Source organism: Polaribacter sp. HL-MS24 (genome assembly GCF_032758595.1).
GTDB lineage: Bacteria > Bacteroidota > Bacteroidia > Flavobacteriales > Flavobacteriaceae > Polaribacter.
Map to the genome: position 1 here is coordinate 412,462 of NZ_CP136415.1, position 21,502 is coordinate 433,963.

15 protein-coding genes, 2 tRNA genes and 5 pseudogenes are annotated in these 21,502 nt (G+C 35.7%); 11 read left to right on the forward strand and 11 right to left on the reverse strand.

The window, feature by feature from the left end; all coding sequences use genetic code 11:
- The first annotated feature begins 7 nt into the window (after positions 1 to 7).
- The 11 genes and pseudogenes from RRF69_RS01950 to scpA all read left to right on the forward strand — a co-directional run bounded on the left by RRF69_RS01950 (position 8) and on the right by scpA (position 8,285).
- A pseudogene (locus tag RRF69_RS01950) lies at positions 8 to 690 on the forward strand (SDR family NAD(P)-dependent oxidoreductase).
- Between the two features lie 3 nt (positions 691 to 693).
- Positions 694 to 1,176, forward strand: coding sequence for a glutathione peroxidase (locus tag RRF69_RS01955; protein WP_316940321.1), 483 nt, complete (start codon positions 694 to 696; stop codon positions 1,174 to 1,176).
- Between the two features lie 3 nt (positions 1,177 to 1,179).
- A complete protein-coding gene (locus RRF69_RS01960) occupies positions 1,180 to 1,347 on the forward strand; it encodes a Lacal_2735 family protein (RefSeq protein ID WP_316940323.1) in 168 nt (55 codons plus the stop codon).
- Between the two features lie 5 nt (positions 1,348 to 1,352).
- Complete coding sequence (locus RRF69_RS01965) at positions 1,353 to 1,814, forward strand: TspO/MBR family protein (RefSeq protein WP_316940324.1); 462 nt, start codon at positions 1,353 to 1,355, stop codon at positions 1,812 to 1,814.
- 14 nt (positions 1,815 to 1,828) lie between these two features.
- On the forward strand, positions 1,829 to 2,293 hold the full coding sequence (locus RRF69_RS01970) for an SRPBCC family protein (RefSeq protein ID WP_316940325.1): 465 nt from the start codon (positions 1,829 to 1,831) through the stop codon (positions 2,291 to 2,293).
- Positions 2,293 to 3,603 (forward strand): deoxyribodipyrimidine photo-lyase, encoded by a 1,311-nt coding sequence (locus RRF69_RS01975; RefSeq protein WP_316940327.1) that lies wholly within the window; start codon positions 2,293 to 2,295, stop codon positions 3,601 to 3,603. Before RRF69_RS01970 ends, RRF69_RS01975 begins: the two co-directional genes overlap by 1 nt.
- A gap of 114 nt (positions 3,604 to 3,717) precedes the next feature.
- A tRNA-Thr gene (locus RRF69_RS01980) sits at positions 3,718 to 3,791 on the forward strand.
- Positions 3,792 to 3,894: 103 nt separating this feature from the next.
- Complete coding sequence (gene udk / locus RRF69_RS01985) at positions 3,895 to 4,500, forward strand: uridine kinase (RefSeq protein ID WP_316940328.1); 606 nt, start codon at positions 3,895 to 3,897, stop codon at positions 4,498 to 4,500.
- 66 nt (positions 4,501 to 4,566) lie between these two features.
- On the forward strand, positions 4,567 to 4,827 hold the full coding sequence (locus RRF69_RS01990; RefSeq protein ID WP_316940329.1) for an FtsB family cell division protein: 261 nt from the start codon (positions 4,567 to 4,569) through the stop codon (positions 4,825 to 4,827).
- Complete coding sequence (locus tag RRF69_RS01995; RefSeq protein ID WP_316940330.1) at positions 4,827 to 6,200, forward strand: methylmalonyl-CoA mutase subunit beta; 1,374 nt, start codon at positions 4,827 to 4,829, stop codon at positions 6,198 to 6,200. The genes RRF69_RS01990 and RRF69_RS01995 overlap by 1 nt, the downstream gene beginning before the upstream one ends.
- 3 nt (positions 6,201 to 6,203) lie before the next feature.
- A complete protein-coding gene (gene scpA / locus RRF69_RS02000) occupies positions 6,204 to 8,285 on the forward strand; it encodes a methylmalonyl-CoA mutase (protein ID WP_316940331.1) in 2,082 nt (693 codons plus the stop codon).
- Positions 8,286 to 8,385: 100 nt separating this feature from the next.
- Here the strand turns inward: scpA and RRF69_RS02005 are convergent.
- The 11 genes and pseudogenes from RRF69_RS02005 to tuf all read right to left on the reverse strand — a co-directional run bounded on the left by RRF69_RS02005 (position 8,386) and on the right by tuf (position 21,458).
- Positions 8,386 to 8,698 (reverse strand): annotated as a pseudogene (locus tag RRF69_RS02005) (DUF3467 domain-containing protein).
- Positions 8,699 to 8,844: 146 nt separating this feature from the next.
- A complete protein-coding gene (gene rpoC, locus RRF69_RS02010; protein ID WP_316940332.1) occupies positions 8,845 to 13,122 on the reverse strand; it encodes a DNA-directed RNA polymerase subunit beta' in 4,278 nt (1,425 codons plus the stop codon).
- An 89-nt stretch (positions 13,123 to 13,211) separates the two neighbouring features.
- Positions 13,212 to 17,028 (reverse strand): annotated as a pseudogene (rpoB, locus tag RRF69_RS02015) (DNA-directed RNA polymerase subunit beta).
- Positions 17,029 to 17,163: 135 nt separating this feature from the next.
- Entirely contained in the window at positions 17,164 to 17,535 is a 372-nt protein-coding gene (rplL, locus tag RRF69_RS02020) for a 50S ribosomal protein L7/L12 (protein ID WP_316940333.1), read from the reverse strand.
- Between the two features lie 48 nt (positions 17,536 to 17,583).
- Complete coding sequence (rplJ, locus tag RRF69_RS02025) at positions 17,584 to 18,099, reverse strand: 50S ribosomal protein L10 (protein ID WP_316940334.1); 516 nt, start codon at positions 18,097 to 18,099, stop codon at positions 17,584 to 17,586.
- A 21-nt stretch (positions 18,100 to 18,120) separates the two neighbouring features.
- Positions 18,121 to 18,810: a 50S ribosomal protein L1 gene (gene rplA, locus RRF69_RS02030; RefSeq protein ID WP_316940335.1), complete on the reverse strand. Its 690-nt coding sequence runs from the start codon at positions 18,808 to 18,810 to the stop codon at positions 18,121 to 18,123.
- A gap of 20 nt (positions 18,811 to 18,830) precedes the next feature.
- Entirely contained in the window at positions 18,831 to 19,268 is a 438-nt protein-coding gene (rplK, locus tag RRF69_RS02035; RefSeq protein WP_316940336.1) for a 50S ribosomal protein L11, read from the reverse strand.
- A gap of 77 nt (positions 19,269 to 19,345) precedes the next feature.
- Positions 19,346 to 19,896, reverse strand: a pseudogene (gene nusG / locus RRF69_RS02040) (transcription termination/antitermination protein NusG).
- A gap of 2 nt (positions 19,897 to 19,898) precedes the next feature.
- The gene (gene secE / locus RRF69_RS02045; RefSeq protein ID WP_316940337.1) at positions 19,899 to 20,096 is read right to left on the reverse strand and encodes a preprotein translocase subunit SecE; all 198 of its coding nucleotides are present in this window, start codon (positions 20,094 to 20,096) and stop codon (positions 19,899 to 19,901) included.
- 22 nt (positions 20,097 to 20,118) lie between these two features.
- Positions 20,119 to 20,190, reverse strand: a tRNA-Trp gene (locus tag RRF69_RS02050).
- 79 nt (positions 20,191 to 20,269) lie between these two features.
- Positions 20,270 to 21,458, reverse strand: a pseudogene (gene tuf, locus RRF69_RS02055) (elongation factor Tu).
- Positions 21,459 to 21,502: the final 44 nt, after the last annotated feature.

A 21,502-nucleotide genomic window follows, 5' to 3' on the forward strand; every position in this document is an offset into this window, starting at 1 on the left:
ACGATATATGAAAAAAATCTTAGTGATTGGCGGAAGCAAAGGAATTGGACAAGCAATTATTGCTTCTTTAGTAGAAGAAAACAACGTAATTAATCTCAGTAGAACACCTCCTGCGTTAAGTCATCCAAATTTAACGCATCATCATTGCGATATACTTACCGATGAATTACCCCAATTAGAGGAATTAGATACACTTATCTATTGCCCAGGAGCATCAATTTAAAACCCATATCACGTTTAAAGTTAGACGACTTCAGAGTAGATTTTGAAATCAACGTGATTGGAGCTGTAAAAGCAATTCAACAGTACCTTCCTCTTCTGAAAAGGGGAGAAACACCTTCAATATTATTATTTAGTACCGTAGCTGCCAAATTAGGAATGCCATTTCATGCGAGCGTAGCAGCTGCAAAATCGGCTGTAGAAGGTTTAGTAAAATCATTGGGAGCAGAACTAGCACCAACTATTAGAGTCAATGGAATTGCACCAACAGTAACCGATACAGAATTGGCCTCAAAATTATTAAGAAACGAAAGAATGATCGAAAGTATTACCGATCGTCATCCTCTTAAAAAATTCTTAAATCCTACCGAAGTTGCCGACATGGCATGCTTTTTAACCTCGGACAAAGCAAGTTCAATATCTGGTCAAATTTTTCAGATGGATTGTGGAATTGTTAGTTTTAAACTTTAAATCATGGCAAGAACATCAATTTACGACGTGCATATAAATGATTTACAAGGAAATGAAATTCAGTTATCAAAATACAAAGGAAAACATATTCTCTTTGTAAACGTCGCTTCAAAATGTGGTTTCACCCCACAATATGAAAGTTTAGAAAAATTGAGCAGTACTTATAAAAATAATTTAGTAGTCATAGGAGTTCCATGCAACCAGTTTGGGAAACAAGAACTAGGAAGTTCCTCTGAAATTCAAGAATTTTGCCAAGTCAACTATGGAGTAACTTTTCTAATTACTGAAAAGATTGAAGTAAAAGGTGAGAATCAGCATCCACTTTATGAGTGGCTTACCCTTCGAAGTTTGAATGGTAAAAAAAGTTCCTCTGTTAAATGGAATTTCCAAAAGTATTTGATCGATCCTGATGGAAAATTAATCGACTATTTCTTTTCAATCACAAAGCCATTTAGTTCAAAAATAACAAAACACTTAAGATACTAAACCATGTTCGGACTATTTAAAAAAAAATCTGAAGTAGAAAAGCTTCAAGAAAAGTACAAAAAGGTAATGGAAGAAGGATTTAAACTTCAATCCATTAACCGAAGTGATAGTGATCAGAAATATTTGGAAGCAGACGCGATTTTAAAAGAGATCGATGCTCTAAAAAAATAGAGTGCATGAAACTAGCCAAACTTGTCATTCTTTTTATGATTTTAAACTTTGGCGGACTTGCCATGGGGAGTTGGCTGATGAACAATGGTCCAACATCTCCTTGGTATACCAGCTTACATCAAGCACCTTGGACACCCCCTGGATGGGCATTTGGAGTTGCTTGGACCCTGATTATGCTTTGTTTTTCAGTATATCTTGGCTTTCTTTTTCTTAGACAAAACGATCTAAAACTCAGAATAACCTATGCAATACAATTACTTTTAAATGTTAGCTGGAATTACCTATTCTTCAACCAACATTTAGTTTCATGGGCGTTTCTAAATATTCTCCTATTAACAGCAGTGGTATTTCACTTCTATTTCAAATATAAACTACATTCCCAAAAATTAAACTACTTATTAGTTCCCTACATGGGCTGGCTATGTATTGCGAGCTCATTAAATCTATACATTTTAATTTACAATTAGAATCCGCAAAACCAATGAAAATCTATACGCTTCATAAAAAACAACAGCTGCCAATTTCATTGGATGAAGCTTGGGCTTTTTTATCAAACCCATCAAATTTAAAAGTTATTACACCCGACTACATGAGTTTTAATATTGTTTCTACAATAGACAGGCCATTATATACTGGGCAAATCATACAATATATAGTAACGCCGCTTTTAGGGATTAAGACCCAATGGGTTTCAGAAATTACCCATATTTCAGAAAAAAAATATTTTGTTGATGAGCAACTCTATGGTCCCTATGCTCTTTGGCACCATAAACATTTTATTAAGGAAATTGAGGGAGGCGTTGAACTAGAAGACATTATTGACTATAAAGTCCCTCTAGGGATTCTAGGCCAACTGGTACATCCTTTTTTAGTAAAGCCAAAACTGGAAGAAATTTTTGCCTACAGACAACAAAAGCTTATTGAACTTTTTGGGGAATGCAACTGATGAAAGAACAAGTACACATTTTTTGGTTCCGTAGGGACCTTCGTCTAACAGATAATTGCGGCCTATTTCATGCGTTGAGTAGCGAAAAAAAGGTGCTTCCAATTTTTATTTTTGATGAAGACATCTTAACCAAATTAGCTTCAAAAAACGATTCAAGAGTTTCATTTATTCATCAAGAATTAGAAAACATGAATCGTCATTTGCTAACTTTCGGATCTGGAATAGCTGTATATCATGGTAAACCTGTCAAAGTATTTGAGGAATTATCAGAAAAATATGCAATAGACACGGTTTTTACAAACCATGATTACGAGCCCTATGCAATGCAAAGAGATCAAGAGATCAAAGATTTTTTGAGAATAAAGAATATTTCATTCAAAACCTACAAAGATCAAGTACTCTTTGAAAGAAACGAAATTGTTAAAAAAGATGGTACGGCTTATAAAGTATATACTCCCTATTCCAAAAAGTGGATTGAAGCTTTTCAGCACAGAGGAATTGATTTTTTCCCTTCAGAAGAACTTCTCGGTCAGTGTCTCAAAACTGACCTACTCCCTTTTTTAAGCCTTGCAGCAATCGGGTTTCACCCCTCTAGCATCAGAGTAGCCTCCTATGAAGTTAGTTCAGGATTGATCGATTCTTACGATGAAACACGAAATTTCCCAGCTTTAGATAGTACATCTAAACTCGGTACACACCTTCGTTTTGGAACGGTAAGTGTCCGTAAAATGATTGATAAAGCCTCTAAAAGCGATAGTATCACATTTTTAAAAGAACTGATTTGGCGTGAGTTTTTTATGCAAATTTTATGGCATTATCCGCAGACTACAAAAGATAGTTTTAAACCACAATACGACAGAATTCTTTGGAGAAACAACGAAGAAGAATTTAAACGATGGTGCGAAGGTACCACAGGATATCCTTTAGTAGACGCAGGAATGAGAGAACTCAACCAAACTGGTTTTATGCACAACAGAGTGCGGATGTTGGTTGGAAGTTTTTTATGCAAACACTTATTGATCGATTGGAGATTGGGAGAGGCATACTTTGCAGAGAAATTACACGATTTCGAGCTCTCTAGCAATGTTGGAAATTGGCAATGGGTTGCTGGTTGTGGTGTTGACGCGGCACCTTATTTTAGAATCTTTAACCCCATTACTCAAGTTGAAAAATTTGACAAAGACCTCAAATACATTCAAAAATGGGTTCCAGACTTTCAAGAACTCACTTACCCTACACCGATTGTCGATCATAAACTTGCCAGAGAACGTTGCTTGAGCACCTATAAAACCGCTATCAATGGTGAGTAAATAAAGGCAGTATTTAAAAATTAGTTCACAGAGAGAACAATCACTAAAAAAAACAAAAATAAGTGTAGGTGGTTGTCTAAAAAACATAGTAATTTGCCAACTCTTAATTCAAAAGCCGATGTAGCTCAGCTGGCTAGAGCAGCTGATTTGTAATCAGCAGGTCGTGGGTTCGAGTCCCTCCATCGGCTCAAAAAGTTCTTTCCTTTGAAAGAACTTTTTTTATACACAGATATCCCTATATTTTTTTTTAAATTTGTTCAAAATGATCTCCAGAAATAAATGTCAAACAAAATGCTAATTATAGGAATTGCAGGTGGTACAGGTAGCGGCAAAACGACGGTTGTCAATCAAATTATAAACCAACTCCCTACAGATGAAGTATGTGTAATAACTCAAGACTCCTATTACAAAGCAACAGACTCTCTATCTTATGATGAAAGGGTTCAGATCAACTTCGACCACCCAAGATCTATTGATTTTGAATTATTGATTAATCATTTAAAGCTTCTTAAAAAAGGGGAAACCATTGCACAACCTGTCTATTCTTTTGTAGAACACAACAGAACCAAAGAGTCAGTAAAAACACACCCTCGAAAAGTAGTTATTGTTGAAGGCATCTTAATTTTTAATAGCGAAGAACTTCGATCTCTTTTTGATATCAAAATATTTGTCCATGCAGAAACCGATGAACGCTTAATTCGTAGATTGCGAAGAGACATCACAGAACGCGGCAGAGATTTAGAAGAGGTATTGAACAGGTATCAAAACACCTTGAAACCAATGCATCAACAATTTATTGAGCCGACCAAGAATTTTGCAGATATCATTATTCCTAATGACCGACACAATACGGTTGCTATTGATATTCTAAGAACCGTGATTAACGAATACCTGTAAATCGACATGAATTTCAAAAAACTACAACCCAAATCAAAATTTCTAAAGTTCGTTACAAATACCTTTGTGCTAATTATAGTTCCATTTATCATTTGGATGCTTTTTTTTGATGAAAATTCTTATTTAGCACATCGAAAATACAATGCAGAAATAGACGATTTAAAAAAAACCATTGAGTTTTATCAATCAGAAATCACAAAGGATAGTACCATCATCAAAGGGCTGAAAGATTCAATAGAGTTGGAACGCTTTGCCAGAGAAAAATATTTGATGAAAAAAGAAAATGAAGATATTTATATCATAGAATTTGACACCCTAAAAAAATAATGAACCCATCTCTATTTCGTGAATTTGAAGAAAGCTCCGCAGCTGCTTGGAAACAAAAAATTCAAGTAGACCTTAATGGGTTGGATTATAATGAAAGTCTTCTTTGGAAAACTACAGAAGATATTGTCGTAAAACCTTTCTACACCATCGACGACCGAAAGGAACTGAAAATAGCAGCACAAAAAGAACCCTTCTCAATTTGTCAATCCATTTTTATCGATGATGTGAAAATTGCAAACTCATTGGCCCTTAACGCATTAAAAAGAGGTGCTAATGCCATTCAATTTATTGCGAATAAAACATTTGATTTTAAGGCTTTATTGGAACGCATCGATTTACAATCAACCAAATTATTTTTCAAGCTTCATTTTTTGGAGCAAGAATTCGTTGAAAAACTCTCAAATATCACTAATTCAAAAAACACATTCTTTCAATTAGACATTATTGGAAATTTAGCCGAAAATGGTAATTGGTTTGAAAGCTTGTCTTCAGATATTCAAAAATTCGACACCATTTCTAAAAAGACTGCAAACACAGTTTGTGTCGATGTATCGCTTTATGAAAATGCAGGTGCGGGAATTGTACAACAGTTGGCTTATGCCCTAGCCCACACCAATGAATACCTTGTACAACTTCATAAAGATGCAATTACCAACATTCATTTTATGATTTCTGTAAGAGGTAATTATTTTTTCGAAATCGCAAAATTACGCGCTTTCAAACTTCTTGTACAAACGCTCTTTAAAGATTATCAACACAAAGCAGCTCACATTGAACTCTTTGTTCAACCCAGTGCTCGTAACAAAACCATTTACGATTATAATGTAAATATGCTGAGAACAACCTCCGAATGCATGAGTGCTATTTTGGGAGGTGCTACAAGTATCTCGAATCTTTCTTATGACGAAATATATCACAAGTCGAATGAATTTGGAGAACGAATTTCTAGAAATCAATTGCTTATTTTAAAAGAAGAAGCCGGCTTTAATCAAGGACATTTACTTGCTAAAGGAAGCTATTATATCGAGTCTATCACCCATCAGCTTGCTGAAAAAGGATTGGCACTTTTTAAAACCATCGAAAAATCTGGCGGATTCTTAAAATTATTAAAAGAAGGAAGTATTCAACAAAAAATAGCTGAAAAAGCAGGAAAAGAACAAGCGCAATTTGATACACAATCACTTCCTCTTTTAGGAAGTAATTTACATCCCAATACCGAAGATCGAATTCTAAACCATTTGGAATTATATCCTTTTGTAAAACAACGAAACATCAAAACTCTCATTGTTCCAATCAACCGAAAACGTTTGGCAGAAGCCTATGAGAAGGAGCGGTTAGAGAACGAAAAAAAAACTCTAAAAGGTCTTCACTAGGTAATGAATAGAAAAAACATACAACATCTACAAATAGATATCGAAAAGAATTCTGAAGAAGGGTTTTCCCATGAGCACTTTATAGCAGGGACGGCACCCTATTTACGCGGCCCATATAGTACCATGTATGTTCGAAAACCATGGACCATCAGGCAGTATGCTGGTTTTTCAACAGCAGAAGAAAGCAATGCTTTTTATCGAAGAAATTTAAAAGCGGGTCAAAAAGGACTTTCTGTTGCCTTTGACTTAGCTACGCATCGAGGATACGATTCCGATCACGAACGTGTTCAAGGAGATGTTGGAAAAGCAGGGGTGGCAATTGATACAGTGGAAGACATGAAGATTTTGTTTGACAAAATTCCCTTAGAAAGCATGTCCGTTTCAATGACGATGAATGGTGCCGTTTTACCAATTTTAGCCTTTTATATTGTAGCAGCACAAGAACAAGGTGTTGCATTAGAAGCCCTTTCTGGAACCATTCAGAATGATATTTTGAAAGAATTTATGGTGCGAAACACCTATATCTACCCACCTGAACCTTCTATGAAAATTATTGCGGACATTTTTAAATATACCAGCAATAAGATGCCAAAGTTCAATTCCATTTCTATCTCTGGATATCACATGCAAGAAGCCGGTGCCACAGAAGAAATTGAGCTGGCTTATACCCTAGCAGACGGATTGGAATACCTTCGAAAAGGTATTGAAGCAGGCATGGATATTGATGCCTTTGCACCGAGATTGTCTTTCTTTTGGGCAATAGGAATGAACCATTTTAAAGAGATTGCAAAATTAAGAGCAGGTAGAATGTTGTGGGCCAAAATGGTCAAAAAATTCAATCCAAAAAATCCAAAATCACTCGCTTTAAGGACCCATTGCCAAACAAGTGGTTGGAGCTTAACCGCACAAGACCCTTTTAACAATGTTTCAAGAACTGTTATCGAAGCGATGGCTGCAGTTTTTGGTGGTACACAAAGTTTGCATACCAATGCCTTAGATGAGGCCATTGCATTGCCAACTGAATTTTCTGCGCGTATCGCAAGAAATACCCAAATTTATTTACAGGAAGAAACGGGGATTACAAAGACTGTCGATCCATGGGCAGGAAGTTACCAGTTGGAACACCTGACTGAAGAGATTGCCAACAATGCTTGGAAATTGATTGAAGAAATAGAACGTTTGGGCGGAATGACGAAAGCAATCGAAAAAGGAATTCCGAAAATGCGAATAGAGGAAGCTGCAGCAAAAAAACAAGCTAGAATAGACAGTGGAAAGGATGTGATAGTAGGAGTTAATCAATATCAATTACAACAAGAAGATCCCCTACACATTTTAGAAGTCGACAACGATGTAGTTCGTTTATCACAAATAGAACGATTGGAAAAGATAAAATCAGAACGAAATAGTTCAGAAGTTCAAAAATCTTTGCTAAATTTAACAAACGTTGCCAAGACCGGGGAAGGGAACTTATTGGAATTGGCAATAATTGCAGCAAAAAAAAGGGCTACTTTAGGTGAAATTTCAGAGGCTTTAGAACTTGTTTTTGGAAGGTACAAAGCAGTCAATAAAACCATATCTGGCGTGTATCGTAAAGAAATAAAGGACGACATACTATTTAAAGAGGCAGCTTCGTTGACCGATCAATTTGCAAAATTGGAAGGAAGACGCCCTAGAATTATGATTGCCAAATTAGGACAAGATGGACATGATCGTGGAGCAAAAGTGGTAGCTACTAGCTATGCTGATTTGGGTTTTGATGTCGATATGGGTCCATTGTTTCAAACACCACAAGAAGCAGCAAAACAGGCCATTGAAAATGATGTCCATATTTTAGGGGTTTCCTCTTTAGCAGCAGGTCATAAAACTTTGGTGCCACAAGTCATTGAAGCTTTGAAAGAATACGAACGAGAAGACATTATGGTTATTGTTGGAGGTGTCATCCCTCCTCAGGACTACCAATTTTTGTTTGATGTCGGAGCTGTAGGCATTTTTGGGCCTGGTACTAAAATTGCACAAGCAGCTATCGATTTAGTGACCATTTTGATTGATAGTGTTGAAGACGCTAAAGGACAAAAAAAGGAATAGATTAACGACTTCTAGCAGAGTAAAAACCGTATCCATTTTATTTAAAAAATCCCCCAAAAAGCAGTTTGCTATGGGGGATTGTATCTTGTATGTGTTCTTTTTAAGCCTGTCCTGTAGGACCAAAATTCATTGGGATTGGTGGTTGTTCCGAATCTTTGATTTCACCATGGGCACTTTCAAACTTTCGCACATTATCGGCCAATGCCTTGGTCAATCTTTTAGCATGTTGTGGAGTCAGGATAATTCTTGATTTCACTTTTGCTTTAGGAACTCCGGGCATGATATTGATAAAATCGACAATAAACTCTGACATAGAATGATTGATGATTGCCAAGGTTTGAATAGGTTCCTTCAGCAATTTCCTGATCCAATTCAATGTTTAACTGTCCGTCTTTATTTTTATTTTCTTCCATAATGAATTTTATAACTGTTGAATTATATCCTTATTGATTAGGGTTTTCTTTGAAATTTAAAAATACAAAAAAAAAGTTGAATTGAATGCTATCACAAGTATAGTAAACAATTCAACTTTTATGTATGTGTAACGATTGAACGTTTCTTAGAAACTTTGTTCTATTTCATCTTTGGGTCCTACCAAAATATGATCGTACTTTCTCATTCCTGTACCTGCAGGTATTTTCTTACCTACAATTACATTCTCTTTCAAGCCTTCTAAAGTATCAATTTTACCGTTCACAGCTGCTTCATTCAATACTTTCGTCGTCTCTTGGAAGGAAGCTGCAGAAATAAATGATTTTGTCTGTAAAGAAGCTCTTGTAATCCCTTGCAACACCTGCTCTGCAGTTGCTGGTTTAGCATCTCTTGCTTCTACTAAATTCAAGTCATTTCTTCGTAATAAAGAATTTTCATCTCTTAGCTGACGTGCAGTAATAATTTGACCCGCTTTTAAGTTTTCTGAATCTCCAGCACTTTCAACTACTTTCATTCCGTAAATAGCATCGTTGTCTTTGATAAAGTCAATTTTATGGATTAGCTGATTCTCTAAGAATAGAGTGTCCCCTGAATCAATAATCTTCACTTTACGCATCATTTGACGTACGACTACTTCAAAATGCTTGTCATTAATTTTCACACCTTGCAAACGATAAACTTCTTGGATCTCATTTACTAAGTATTGTTGTACTGCTGCAGGTCCTTTAATTCTTAAAATATCTGAAGGAGTGGTTGCTCCGTCTGACAACGGCATTCCAGCTTTGATAAAGTCATTTTCTTGAACTAAAATCTGGTTCGATAACTTTACTAAATATTTGCTGATATCTCCAGTTTTGGATTCTACGATAATTTCTCTGTTTCCACGTTTGATTTTTCCAAAAGAAACTACACCATCAATTTCTGAAACTACAGAAGGGTTTGATGGGTTACGAGCTTCAAATAGCTCAGTTACTCTTGGTAAACCTCCTGTAATATCACCTGCTTTACCAGATTTACGAGGAATTTTTACTAAGGTATGTCCTGCTGCTACTTTATCTCCATCACTTACCATTAGATGTGCACCTACTGGTAAACTGTACGAACGCAATGCATTACCCTCTTTATCTTCAATGATTAAAGAAGCGATAATTTTTTTGTTCTTAGAGTCAGTCATTACTTTCTCTTGAAAACCTGTTTGTTCATCAATTTCAACAGTGTAATTGACACCTTGCTCTAAGTTATCAAACTTCACTTTTCCATCAAATTCAGAAACAATAACTCCATTAAAAGGATCCCACTGACAAATGACATCACCTTTTTTGATACTTGTTCTTTCCTTTTCGAAAATATAAGAACCATAAGGAATAATATTTGTACTCAAAACAATTCCTGTTTTCTTATCGATTACTTTGATTTCAGCAGTTCTAGAAATAACGATCTCAACTTCTTTCCCGTCATTATCTTTACCTTTAACGGTACGTAAATCTTCGATGGTAACTTTCCCTTCAAATTTAGCCGTTAATTTGTTCTCTTCAGAAATGTTTCCTGCAACCCCACCAACGTGGAATGTACGAAGTGTTAACTGAGTCCCTGGTTCTCCAATAGACTGAGCTGCTATAACACCCACTGCTTCACCAATTTGTACTTTATTACGGGTAGATAAACTTTGTCCGTAACATTTTGCACAAATTCCTTTGGTAGATTCACAAGTTAATGCAGATCTTACTTCTACTCTATCAATTCCAGAAGCTTGAATTGCATCTGCAATTTTAATAGTAATAGATTCTCCTGCTCCTACTAATAATACATCATCAGAAGTTGGGTCGTATACATCTTGTAAAGAAATTCGTCCTTCAATTCTATCTGATAAAGATTCTACAATCTCATCATTTTTCTTTAAAGGAGCTACTTCCAATCCTCTTAAAGTACCACAGTCTTCTTCGTTTACAATTACATCTTGAGAGACATCTACCAAACGACGAGTTAAGTAACCAGCATCTGCTGTTTTTAAAGCGGTATCTGCAAGACCTTTACGTGCACCGTGAGTAGAGATAAAGTATTCATGAATCGATAATCCTTCCTTAAAGTTAGAAAGAATTGGATTTTCAATAATTTCACCACCACCTGCAGTCGATTTTTTGGGTTTTGCCATTAATCCACGCATACCTGTTAACTGACGAATCTGTTCTTTAGATCCACGCGCACCAGAATCAAGCATCATGTATACTGAGTTGAATCCTTGTTGGTCTTCACGTAAACGTTTCATAGACAATTCAGTTAAATCATTATTGGTTCTTCCCCAAATATCAATTACCTGATTGTAACGCTCTTTTTGCGTTAACATCCCCATGTTATAGTTCATAATAATTGTATCCACTTCTTTATTAGCTTCTGCAATCATTGATGTTTTTTCTTTAGGAATAATAATATCTCCTAAACTGAAAGATAAACCACCTTGGAAGGCAAATTTATATCCCATGTTCTTTATTTCATCTAAGAAATCTCCTGTAGTAGGAATGTCAGTAGCTTTTAAAATACCACCAATAATTCCACGTAAGTTTTTCTTAGTCAATACTTCATTGATATATCCAGCGGCAGGAGGAACAACTTCATTAAATAAAACTCTACCAACAGTTGTTGCTATAATTTTAGTAACTTGTTCTCCATTCTCATCGATATCTTGAGTTCTAACCTTGATTCCAGCATTCAAATCAACCATTTCCTCGTTAAAAGCAATGGTAACTTCTTCTGGCGAATAGAAAGTCAATCCTTCTCCTTTAATTGGTACTTCTGGAGTAGAAATTCTTTCTTTTGTCATATAGTACAAACCAAGTACCATATCCTGAGAAGGAACTGTTACTGGGGCACCATTGGCAGGATTCAAGATATTGTGAGAAGCTAACATTAATATTTGCGCTTCAAGAATAGCCTCTGGTCCTAGTGGTAAATGAACTGCCATTTGATCTCCATCAAAATCCGCATTAAAGGCGGTACAAACTAACGGGTGAAGTTGGATTGCTTTTCCTTCAATTAATTTTGGTTGAAATGCTTGGATTCCTAGTCTGTGTAAAGTAGGTGCTCTGTTCAATAAAACAGGATGCCCTTTGATTACATTTTCTAAAATGTCCCAAACTACTGGCTCTTTACGATCTATTATTTTCTTCGCTGATTTTACAGTTTTTACAATTCCTCTTTCAATCAATTTACGGATTACAAAAGGCTTGTATAGTTCTGCTGCCATATCCTTAGGGATACCACATTCTGATAATTTTAATTCAGGTCCAACAACAATAACCGAACGAGCAGAATAATCAACACGTTTACCTAATAAATTCTGACGGAAACGTCCTTGTTTTCCTTTTAATGAATCTGATAAAGATTTTAAAGGTCTGTTCGATTCTGTTTTTACTGCTGATGATTTACGTGTGTTATCAAATAATGAATCTACTGATTCTTGTAACATACGCTTCTCATTACGTAAAATAACTTCTGGAGCTTTGATCTCTACCAATCTTTTTAAACGATTGTTTCTGATAATTACTCTTCGATATAAATCATTCAAATCGGAAGTTGCAAAACGACCTCCATCTAAAGGAACTAATGGACGTAATTCTGGTGGTATAACCGGAATTACTTTCATAATCATCCACTCTGGATTGTTCTCTCTGTTTTTCTGAGAATCTTTAAATGCTTCTACGACATTTAAACGTTTCAGTGCTTCTGTTTTACGTTGTTTAGATGTTTCTGTATTGGCTTTGTGACGCAATTCAAAAGACAAAGCTTCTAGATCGATACGTGCTAACAAATCAATTAAACATTCAGCACCCATTTTAGCGATAAACTTCTCTGGGTCTGCGTCATCTAAATATTGATTTTCTTTTGGAATTGCATCTAGGATGTCTAAATATTCTTCTTCTGTTAAGAAGTCCATTTTTTGTAAAGATGCACCTTCTTCATTTTTTGCAATACCAGGTTGTATGACTACATAACGTTCGTAATAAATAATCATGTCTAACTTTTTAGAAGGCAATCCTAAAAGGTACCCCATTTTGTTAGGCAATGATCTAAAGTACCAAATATGTGCTACAGGTACCACCAAATTGATGTGTCCTACTCGGTCTCTACGTACTTTCTTTTCTGTTACTTCAACACCACATCGGTCACAAACGATCCCTTTGTAGCGAATTCTTTTGTACTTTCCACAAGCACATTCATAGTCCTTTACAGGGCCAAAAATACGCTCACAAAACAAACCATCTCTTTCTGGTTTGTGGGTACGGTAATTTATTGTTTCTGGTTTTAAAACTTCACCCTTAGAGATTTCTAAAATAGACTCTGGTGATGATAAACCAATGGAGATTTTATTAAACTTTTTTACAGTGTACTTCTCTTGTTTTCTTGCCATTTCTTTCGTATTCAGTATTCAGTTGGCAGTATTCAGTTTCAGTATTCAGCTCAAATTGGGTGCCGAATACTGAAAACTGTTTACTGAAATTATTCTTCTAATCGAACGTCTAATCCTAAACCTTTCAGTTCGTGCATTAATACATTAAATGATTCTGGTAAACCTGGTTCTGGCATTGCCTCCCCTTTTACAATACTTTCGTATGTTTTGGCTCTACCCATTACATCATCAGATTTTACAGTTAAGATTTCTCGTAAGATACTAGAAGCACCATATGCTTCTAATGCCCAAACTTCCATCTCTCCAAAACGCTGACCTCCAAATTGAGCTTTACCTCCTAATGGTTGTTGTGTAATTAATGAATATGGTCCAATAGAACGTGCATGCATTTTATCTTCAATCATGTGTCCTAGCTTAATCATATAGATGATTCCAACTGTTGCCGGTTGATCAAAACGTTTTCCTGTTCCTCCATCATATAAATAAGTATGTCCAAATCTTGGTACACCTGCCTTAGTCTGTAATTTCATTGATTTGATCTAAAGAAGCTCCATCAAAAATTGGTGTTGCATATTTAGTTCCTAATTTTTGACCTGCCCAACCAAGAACAGTTTCATAAATCTGACCAATGTTCATACGAGAAGGTACTCCTAATGGATTTAAAACGATGTCTACTGGTGTTCCGTCCTCTAGGAAAGGCATGTCTTCTGCTCTTACAATACGAGCAACAATTCCTTTATTTCCGTGACGACCCGCCATTTTGTCACCTACTTTTAACTTACGCTTTTTAGCGATGTACACTTTAGCCAATTTCAAGATTCCAGCTGGTAATTCATCTCCTACAGAAATTGTAAATTTCTGACGACGTAAACTACCTTGTAAATCATTTACTCTAATTTTGTAGTTATGAACTAATTCACCTACTAGAGAATTTAAAGTGTCATCGGTTGTCCAAGATCCTGTTAAGTGCACATAATCGTCTACAGAGTTTAACATTTTAAGAGTATATTTCTTACCTTTTGGCAATACTTCTTCTCCTAAATCATTAAAGACTCCTTGTGATGTTTTCCCGCTAATCAGGCCAAATAACTTATCGATTAAACTGTCTTTTAACTCTTCAAATTTAGAAACAAAAGAAGCCTCTAAAGTTGCTACTGCTTCTTTATCTCTTAATCTCTTGTTTTTATCTTTTACAGCTCTTTTGAATAATTTTTTATCAATTACCACACCTCTTAATGATGGAGAAGCTTTTAACGATGCGTCTTTCACATCACCTGCTTTATCACCAAAAATAGCACGTAATAATTTTTCTTCTGGAGTTGGATCTGATTCTCCTTTTGGTGTAATTTTACCTATTAAGATATCACCAGGATTTACTTCAGCTCCAATACGAATCATTCCATTCTCATCTAAATCTTTTGTTGCTTCTTCAGAAACGTTCGGGATATCATTAGTCAACTCTTCAGTTCCTAATTTAGTATCTCTTACGTCTAATGAATATTCATCAATATGGATGGATGTAAAAATATCTTCACGAACGACTCTTTCAGAAATTACAATTGCATCCTCAAAATTATACCCTTTCCAAGGCATAAAGGCTACTTTCATATTGATCCCTAAAGCGAGTTCTCCTTTTTGTGTTGCATATCCTTCACAAAGAACTTGACCTTCTTCAACTCGATCGCCTTTTTGTACAATTGGTTTTAGGTTGATGTTTGTTCCCTGATTGGTTTTTCTAAATTTAATTAAGTTATATGATTTCTCGTCAGAATCAAAACTTACAAGTTTTTCTTCTTCGGTTCGATCGTACTTAATGGTAATAATATCTGCATCAACATATTCTACAACACCACTTCCTTCAGCATTGATTAAGATTCTAGAGTCTTTTGCAACTCTTCTTTCTAATCCAGTACCAACTATGGGTGCTTGTGGACGCAATAATGGAACTGCTTGACGCATCATGTTCGATCCCATCAATGCACGGTTGGCATCATCATGTTCTAAGAATGGAATTAACGATGCTGAAATCGAAGCTATCTGATTCGGAGCAACATCAATATAATCTACTTCCTTAGGAGTTACAACTGGAAAATCTCCACCTTCTCGTGAAATCACACGATCACCTTGTAAATTTCCTTTTGCATCTACTGCCATATTCGATTGTGCAAACTTCATTCCTTCTTCCTCTTCTGCACTCAAATAAATATGCTCGTGACTTGTATCTACATTTCCATCAACTACTTTGATATAAGGTGTTTCAATAAATCCTAAGTTATTCACTTTTGCAAAAACAGAAAGAGAAGAGATCAGACCAATGTTTGGTCCCTCTGGAGTTTCAATTGGACAAAGACGACCATAATGCGTATAGTGAACATCACGTACCTCAAATCCAGCTCTTTCTCTTGATAAACCACCTTATGGTCCTAATGCAGACAAACGACGTTTGTGTGTAATTTCTGCTAATGGATTGGTTTGATCCATAAATTGTGACAACTGATTCGTTCCAAAAAATGAATTAATTACAGAAGACAAGGTCTTCGCGTTAATCAAGTCAATTGGTGTAAACACTTCGTTATCACGCACATTCATTCGCTCACGAATGGTTCTAGCCATACGTGCTAAACCAACACCAAATTGTTGTGCTAGCTGTTCTCCAACAGTTCTAACACGACGGTTTGATAAGTGATCAATATCATCTACTTCTGCTTTCGAATTGATCAATTCAATCAAATACTTGATGATTGTAATAATATCAAGCTTTGTTAGTACTTTCTGATCAATTGGTTCGTTTAACTGAAGTTTTGTATTCATTCTAAAACGACCAACTTCACCTAAATTGTAACGTTGTTCAGAAAAGAACAATTTATCGATAATTCCTCTAGCAGTCTCTTCATCTGGCGGTTCTGCATTACGAAGTTGTCTATAGATATGTTCTACAGCTTCTTTTTCAGAATTTGTAGGATCTTTTTGTAATGTGTTGTGTATGATAGAATAATCGGCATTTGCATTGTCTTGTTTGTGCAACAAAACTGTTTTGGCACCTGCTTCAATAATTTCGTCAATATGTTCTTTTTCAAGAATCGTATCTCTATCTAAAATGATCTCGTTTCGCTCAATAGATACAACTTCACCTGTATCTTCATCTACGAAATCTTCATGCCAAGTTTTTAAAACTCTAGCAGCTAATTTACGTCCTAATACTTTTTTTAATCCAGCTTTAGAAACTTTGATTTCTTCTGCAAGGTTGAAAATCTCTAAAATATCTTTATCTCTTTCAAAACCAATGGCTCTGAATAAAGTAGTAACTGGTAATTTTTTCTTTCTATCAATATAAGCGTACATCACTTGATTGATATCGGTCGCAAATTCAATCCAAGAACCTTTGAAAGGAATTACTCTTGCTGAATATAATTTTGTACCGTTTGCATGGAAAGATTGTCCAAAGAATACATCAGGAGATCTATGTAATTGAGAAACAACTACACGTTCTGCTCCATTGATTACGAATGTACCAGAATTGGTCATGTAAGGAATTGTTCCAAGATAAACATCTTGTACAATGGTTTCGAAATCTTCGTGTTCTGGATCTGTACAGAAAAGCTTTAAACGCGCTTTTAAAGGAACACTATGTGTCAATCCTCTTTCTATACATTCTTGTATGCTATATCTTGGTGGGTCTACAAAATAATCTAAAAATTCTAATACGAACTGATTTCTAGTATCTGTAATTGGGAAATTATCCATGAAGGTTTTGTATAAACCTTCTTCACCTCTTTCTTCGGCTTTAGTTTGTAATTGAAAAAAGTCTTGAAAAGACTTAACCTGAATATCAAGAAAATCTGGATAATCAGAAACTAGTTGTGAAGATGCGAAGTTGATTCTTTCTGTGGTGTTTTTCGTTGCCAAAAGAGAATATATTTTTGATTAAAATCTGAATTAAAATAAAAACGAATATATACACAAAATGGTTTAGGACTAAAAACATTCATTTTTAGTACCTAAACCTTAATTTGTTGTTCCCGAAGTTGATCGGGGAAAAGCTTACTTAAGCTCTACCTCTGCTCCAGCTTCTTCTAAAGATTTTTTAAGCCCTTCAGCCTCATCTTTAGATACACCTTCTTTTACTGCTGCTGGTGCGCTATCAACGATCCCTTTAGCTTCTTTCAAACCTAAACCAGTTAATTCTTTTACTAATTTTACAACTGCAAGTTTAGAAGCTCCTGCTGCTGTTAAAATTACGTCAAATTCAGACTGCTCTTCAGCTACTTCACCAGCTGCTGCTGGTCCTGCTACAGCTACTGCTGCTGCTGCTGGTTCGATACCGTACTCGTCTTTTAAAATTGTAGCTAATTCATTAACTTCTTTTACTGTTAAGTTAACTAATTGTTCTGCGAAATCTTTTAAATCTGCCATTTTGTTTGTTTTTAAAAATTGTTTTATTATAGTTTATTTGTGCGCTAATTATTTTTCAGATAACGTTGTTAAGATACCTGAAAGCTTGTTTCCACCTGATTGTAATGCTGAAATAACATTCTTGGCAGGTGATTGTAATAATGAGATAATATCTCCAATAAGTTCTTCTCTAGATTTGATGTCTACAAGAGCGTCTAATTGGTCATCACCAATATAAACAGACTCTTCTGCGTAAGCACCTTTCAAGAATGGCTTCTTAGATTTTTTTCTAAACTCTTTGATTAGTTTTGCAGGTGCATTTGCAGCCTCTGCAACTAACATGGAAGTATTACCTTTTAATACTGATGGTAAGTCTCCGAAATCTTTATCAGAAGCTTCCATTGCTTTTGAAAGCAAAGTGTTTTTTACAACTGATAACTGAACACCAGCTTTAAAACAGGCTCTACGTAGATTAGATGTTGTTTGTGCATCCAATCCTGAGATATCTGCTAAATAGATGGTACTTGTATCTGCTAACTTTGCTGTTAAATCTTGAATTACTTGTGATTTTTCCTCTCTAGTCATAATTATAGGTTTTAACTGCGATTAAACAGATTTTACATCAAGTTGTACACTTGGACTCATCGTGCTAGACATGAATACACTTTTAATGTAAGTTCCTTTAGCAGTGGTTGGTTTCAGTTTGATGATTGTTTGAATTAATTCGTTTGCATTTTCTGCAATCTTATCTGCATCGAAAGAAACTTTACCAATTGCTGCATGTACGATACCGGTCTTATCAACTTTAAAGTCAATCTTACCAGCTTTTACATCTTGAACTGCTTTTGCAACATCCATCGTTACTGTACCTGTCTTTGGGTTGGGCATTAAACCTCTTGGGCCTAAAATCCTACCTAAAGGTCCTAACTTACCCATAACACTTGGCATGGTAATAATCACATCAACGTCGGTCCAACCGCCTTTGATTTTTTGTAAAAACTCGTCCAAACCAACATAATCTGCACCCGCTGCTGTAGCTTCGGCTTCTTTATCTGGGGTTACTAAAGCTAATACTTTTACGTCTTTCCCGGTACCATGTGGTAACGTCACTACTCCTCTTACCATTTGATTGGCTTTACGAGGATCTACTCCTAATCTGATCGCAACTTCTACTGATGCATCAAACTTTACAGTAGTAATATCTTTGATTAATGCTGAAGCCGCATTTAAATCGTACGACATGTTAGCGTCTACTTTAGCGTATGCAACTTTTTGCTTTTTTGTTAATCTTGCCATTTTACTAATTTTTATAAAGTTTATGCTGGTGCATTACCTTTTACGGTTAAACCCATAGAACGCGCTGTACCTGCAATCATTTTCATTGCTGAAGAAATTTCAAAGGCATTTAAATCTACCATTTTATCTTCTGCAATAAGTTTAATTTGATCCCAAGTAACGGATGCTACTTTCTTTCTGTTTGGTTCTCCTGAACCCTTTTTAATTTTGGCTGCTTCTAGTAACTGAACAGCGGCTGGAGGAGTCTTTACAAGAAAATCGAATGATTTATCTTTGAAAACAGTAATGACAACTGGTAATACTTTACCTTGTTTGTCTTGCGTTCTAGCATTGAACTGTTTACAGAACTCCATAATGTTAACTCCAGCAGCTCCCAAAGCAGGTCCTACCGGCGGCGATGGATTCGCAGCGCCTCCCTTAACTTGTAACTTAACTACTTTACTAACTTCTTTTGCCATTTTTCTAAAATGTTTAATGATGTGTTTTAATGTTGGAAGCCTTAAAACGCATCGGTAAATATATATTTGTGTAACAATTATATCTTTTCTACTTGCATATAACTCAATTCTAACGGTGTTTTTCTTCCAAAGATTTTCACCATTACCTCAAGCTTACGCTTTTCTTCATTTACTTTTTCTATTGTTCCGTCGAAACCATTAAATGGTCCGTCCACAACTTTTACAGTTTCTCCAATATCGAAAGGAATGGCAACGTTTTCGTCTTGAATAGACAATTCGTCGACTTTCCCTAACATTCTGTTTACTTCTGATTTTCTCATTGGTACAGGCTCACCTCCTTTAGTCTCTCCTAAGAAACCAATTACACCTGTAATCGATTTGATAACGTGAGGAACTTCTCCGGAAAGATTCGCTTCAACCATAATGTACCTGGAAAATAAACTTTTTCCTTGGTGATTTTTTTACCGTCCTTTATTTGAATCACATTCTCTTTCGGAACGATTACCTGATTCACAAAGTCTGAAAGTCCTAAGCGATTAATTTCTGTCTCAATGTAAGACTGAACTTTATTTTCTTGACCTCCAATGGCTCTTACGACATACCATTTCATTACTGAATCAGTTGCCATAATTAATTAGATTTAAACATTGTAAAAAAGTTATCTAAGCCTGTTTGAAAAACATAATCGATACCTGCAACTGCCAAAGCGAACAAAATAGTAAAAACAGCAACAGTTACTGTTGATTTTTGAGCGTCCTCTTTAGAGATCCAGGTCATGTGGTTATTTAATTCTTCAAAAGAATCTTTGATGTATTGAATAAACTTCATTAGTTATAAATGTTTTTATTTGCACGGGCGGAGAGATTCGAACTCCCGACAGCTGGTTTTGGAGACCAGTGCTCTACCGCTGAACTACGCCCGTCTCTGGTTTTTATTCATAAAAGGCATCCCGAAAAATCGGGACACCCTTTTGAATTTATTGGTAATAAACTAAACGAGGTTTAGTCTAAAATCTGAGTTACTTGACCAGCCCCAACAGTTCTTCCTCCTTCACGGATTGCGAAACGTAGACCTAAGCTTAAAGCAATTGGTTGAAGTAAATCAACTGTAATTGTTAAGTTATCTCCTGGCATTACCATTTCTACACCATCAGGCAATTGGATAGTACCAGTAACGTCTGTAGTTCTTACATAAAACTGTGGACGATAGTTATTATGGAATGGAGTATGACGTCCACCTTCTTCTTTTTTAAGAACATATACCTCAGCTTTAAACTTTGCATGAGGAGTTACAGAACCTAACTTACAGATTACCATACCTCTTTTAATATCTTCTTTTGCAATACCTCTTAATAAGATACCAGCATTATCTCCAGCTTCACCTCTATCTAAGATCTGACGGAACATTTCAATACCAGTAATAGTAGACTGCATTTTTTCTGCACCCATACCAATGATATCTACTGAATCTCCTGTATTTGCAATACCAGTTTCGATACGACCTGTAGCTACAGTTCCACGACCAGTAATAGAAAATACATCTTCAATTGGCATTAAGAAATCTTTATCAACCTCTCTTAAAGGCTCTTCGATCCAAACATCAACTTGTGCCATTAATTCTAAAACGGTATCAACCCATTTTTGTTCACCATTTAAAGCTCCTAAAGCAGAACCTGAAACTACAGGACCATTATCTCCATCGTACTCATAGAAAGATAATAATTCTCTAACTTCCATGTCAACTAATTCTAAAAGCTCTTCATCATCAACCATATCCACTTTGTTCAAGAAAACAACCATACGTGGAATACCAATACTGGCGTCCTAATAAGATGTGCTCTCTAGTTTGTGGCATTGGACCATCAGTTGCAGCAACTACTAAAATTGCTCCATCCATTTGTGCTGCTCCCGTTACCATGTTCTTAACGTAATCCGCGTGACCTGGACAGTCAACGTGCGCATAGTGACGATTTGCTGTTTGATATTCTACATGTGAAGTATTAATTGTAATACCTCTTTCTTTTTCTTCAGGTGCGTTGTCAATCTGATCGAATGATTTTGCTTCTGAGAAACCTGCATCAGCTAATACTTTAGTAATAGCAGCAGTTAAAGTTGTTTTACCGTGATCTACGTGTCCGATTGTACCAATGTTTAAGTGTGGTTTCGAACGGTCAAAAGTTGCCTTTGCCATGATTATTAATTTTAATTCTTAGTTTAAATATATTTAGTCTATAA

What these genes read in the sequence shown, in the direction of transcription:
- RRF69_RS01955 (WP_316940321.1), top strand. Translation starts at nt 694, where the DNA reads ATGGCAAGAACATCAATTTACGACGTGCATATAAATGATTTACAAGGA.
- RRF69_RS01960 (WP_316940323.1), top strand. Translation starts at nt 1,180, where the DNA reads ATGTTCGGACTATTTAAAAAAAAATCTGAAGTAGAAAAGCTTCAAGAA.
- RRF69_RS01965 (WP_316940324.1), top strand. Translation starts at nt 1,353, where the DNA reads ATGAAACTAGCCAAACTTGTCATTCTTTTTATGATTTTAAACTTTGGC.
- RRF69_RS01970 (WP_316940325.1), top strand. Translation starts at nt 1,829, where the DNA reads ATGAAAATCTATACGCTTCATAAAAAACAACAGCTGCCAATTTCATTG.
- RRF69_RS01975 (WP_316940327.1), top strand. Translation starts at nt 2,293, where the DNA reads ATGAAAGAACAAGTACACATTTTTTGGTTCCGTAGGGACCTTCGTCTA.
- udk (WP_316940328.1), top strand. Translation starts at nt 3,895, where the DNA reads ATGCTAATTATAGGAATTGCAGGTGGTACAGGTAGCGGCAAAACGACG.
- RRF69_RS01995 (WP_316940330.1), top strand. Translation starts at nt 4,827, where the DNA reads ATGAACCCATCTCTATTTCGTGAATTTGAAGAAAGCTCCGCAGCTGCT.
- scpA (WP_316940331.1), top strand. Translation starts at nt 6,204, where the DNA reads ATGAATAGAAAAAACATACAACATCTACAAATAGATATCGAAAAGAAT.
- rpoC (WP_316940332.1), bottom strand. Translation starts at nt 13,122, where the DNA reads ATGGCAAGAAAACAAGAGAAGTACACTGTAAAAAAGTTTAATAAAATC.
- rplL (WP_316940333.1), bottom strand. Translation starts at nt 17,535, where the DNA reads ATGGCAGATTTAAAAGATTTCGCAGAACAATTAGTTAACTTAACAGTA.
- rplJ (WP_316940334.1), bottom strand. Translation starts at nt 18,099, where the DNA reads ATGACTAGAGAGGAAAAATCACAAGTAATTCAAGATTTAACAGCAAAG.
- rplA (WP_316940335.1), bottom strand. Translation starts at nt 18,810, where the DNA reads ATGGCAAGATTAACAAAAAAGCAAAAAGTTGCATACGCTAAAGTAGAC.
- rplK (WP_316940336.1), bottom strand. Translation starts at nt 19,268, where the DNA reads ATGGCAAAAGAAGTTAGTAAAGTAGTTAAGTTACAAGTTAAGGGAGGC.
- secE (WP_316940337.1), bottom strand. Translation starts at nt 20,096, where the DNA reads ATGAAGTTTATTCAATACATCAAAGATTCTTTTGAAGAATTAAATAAC.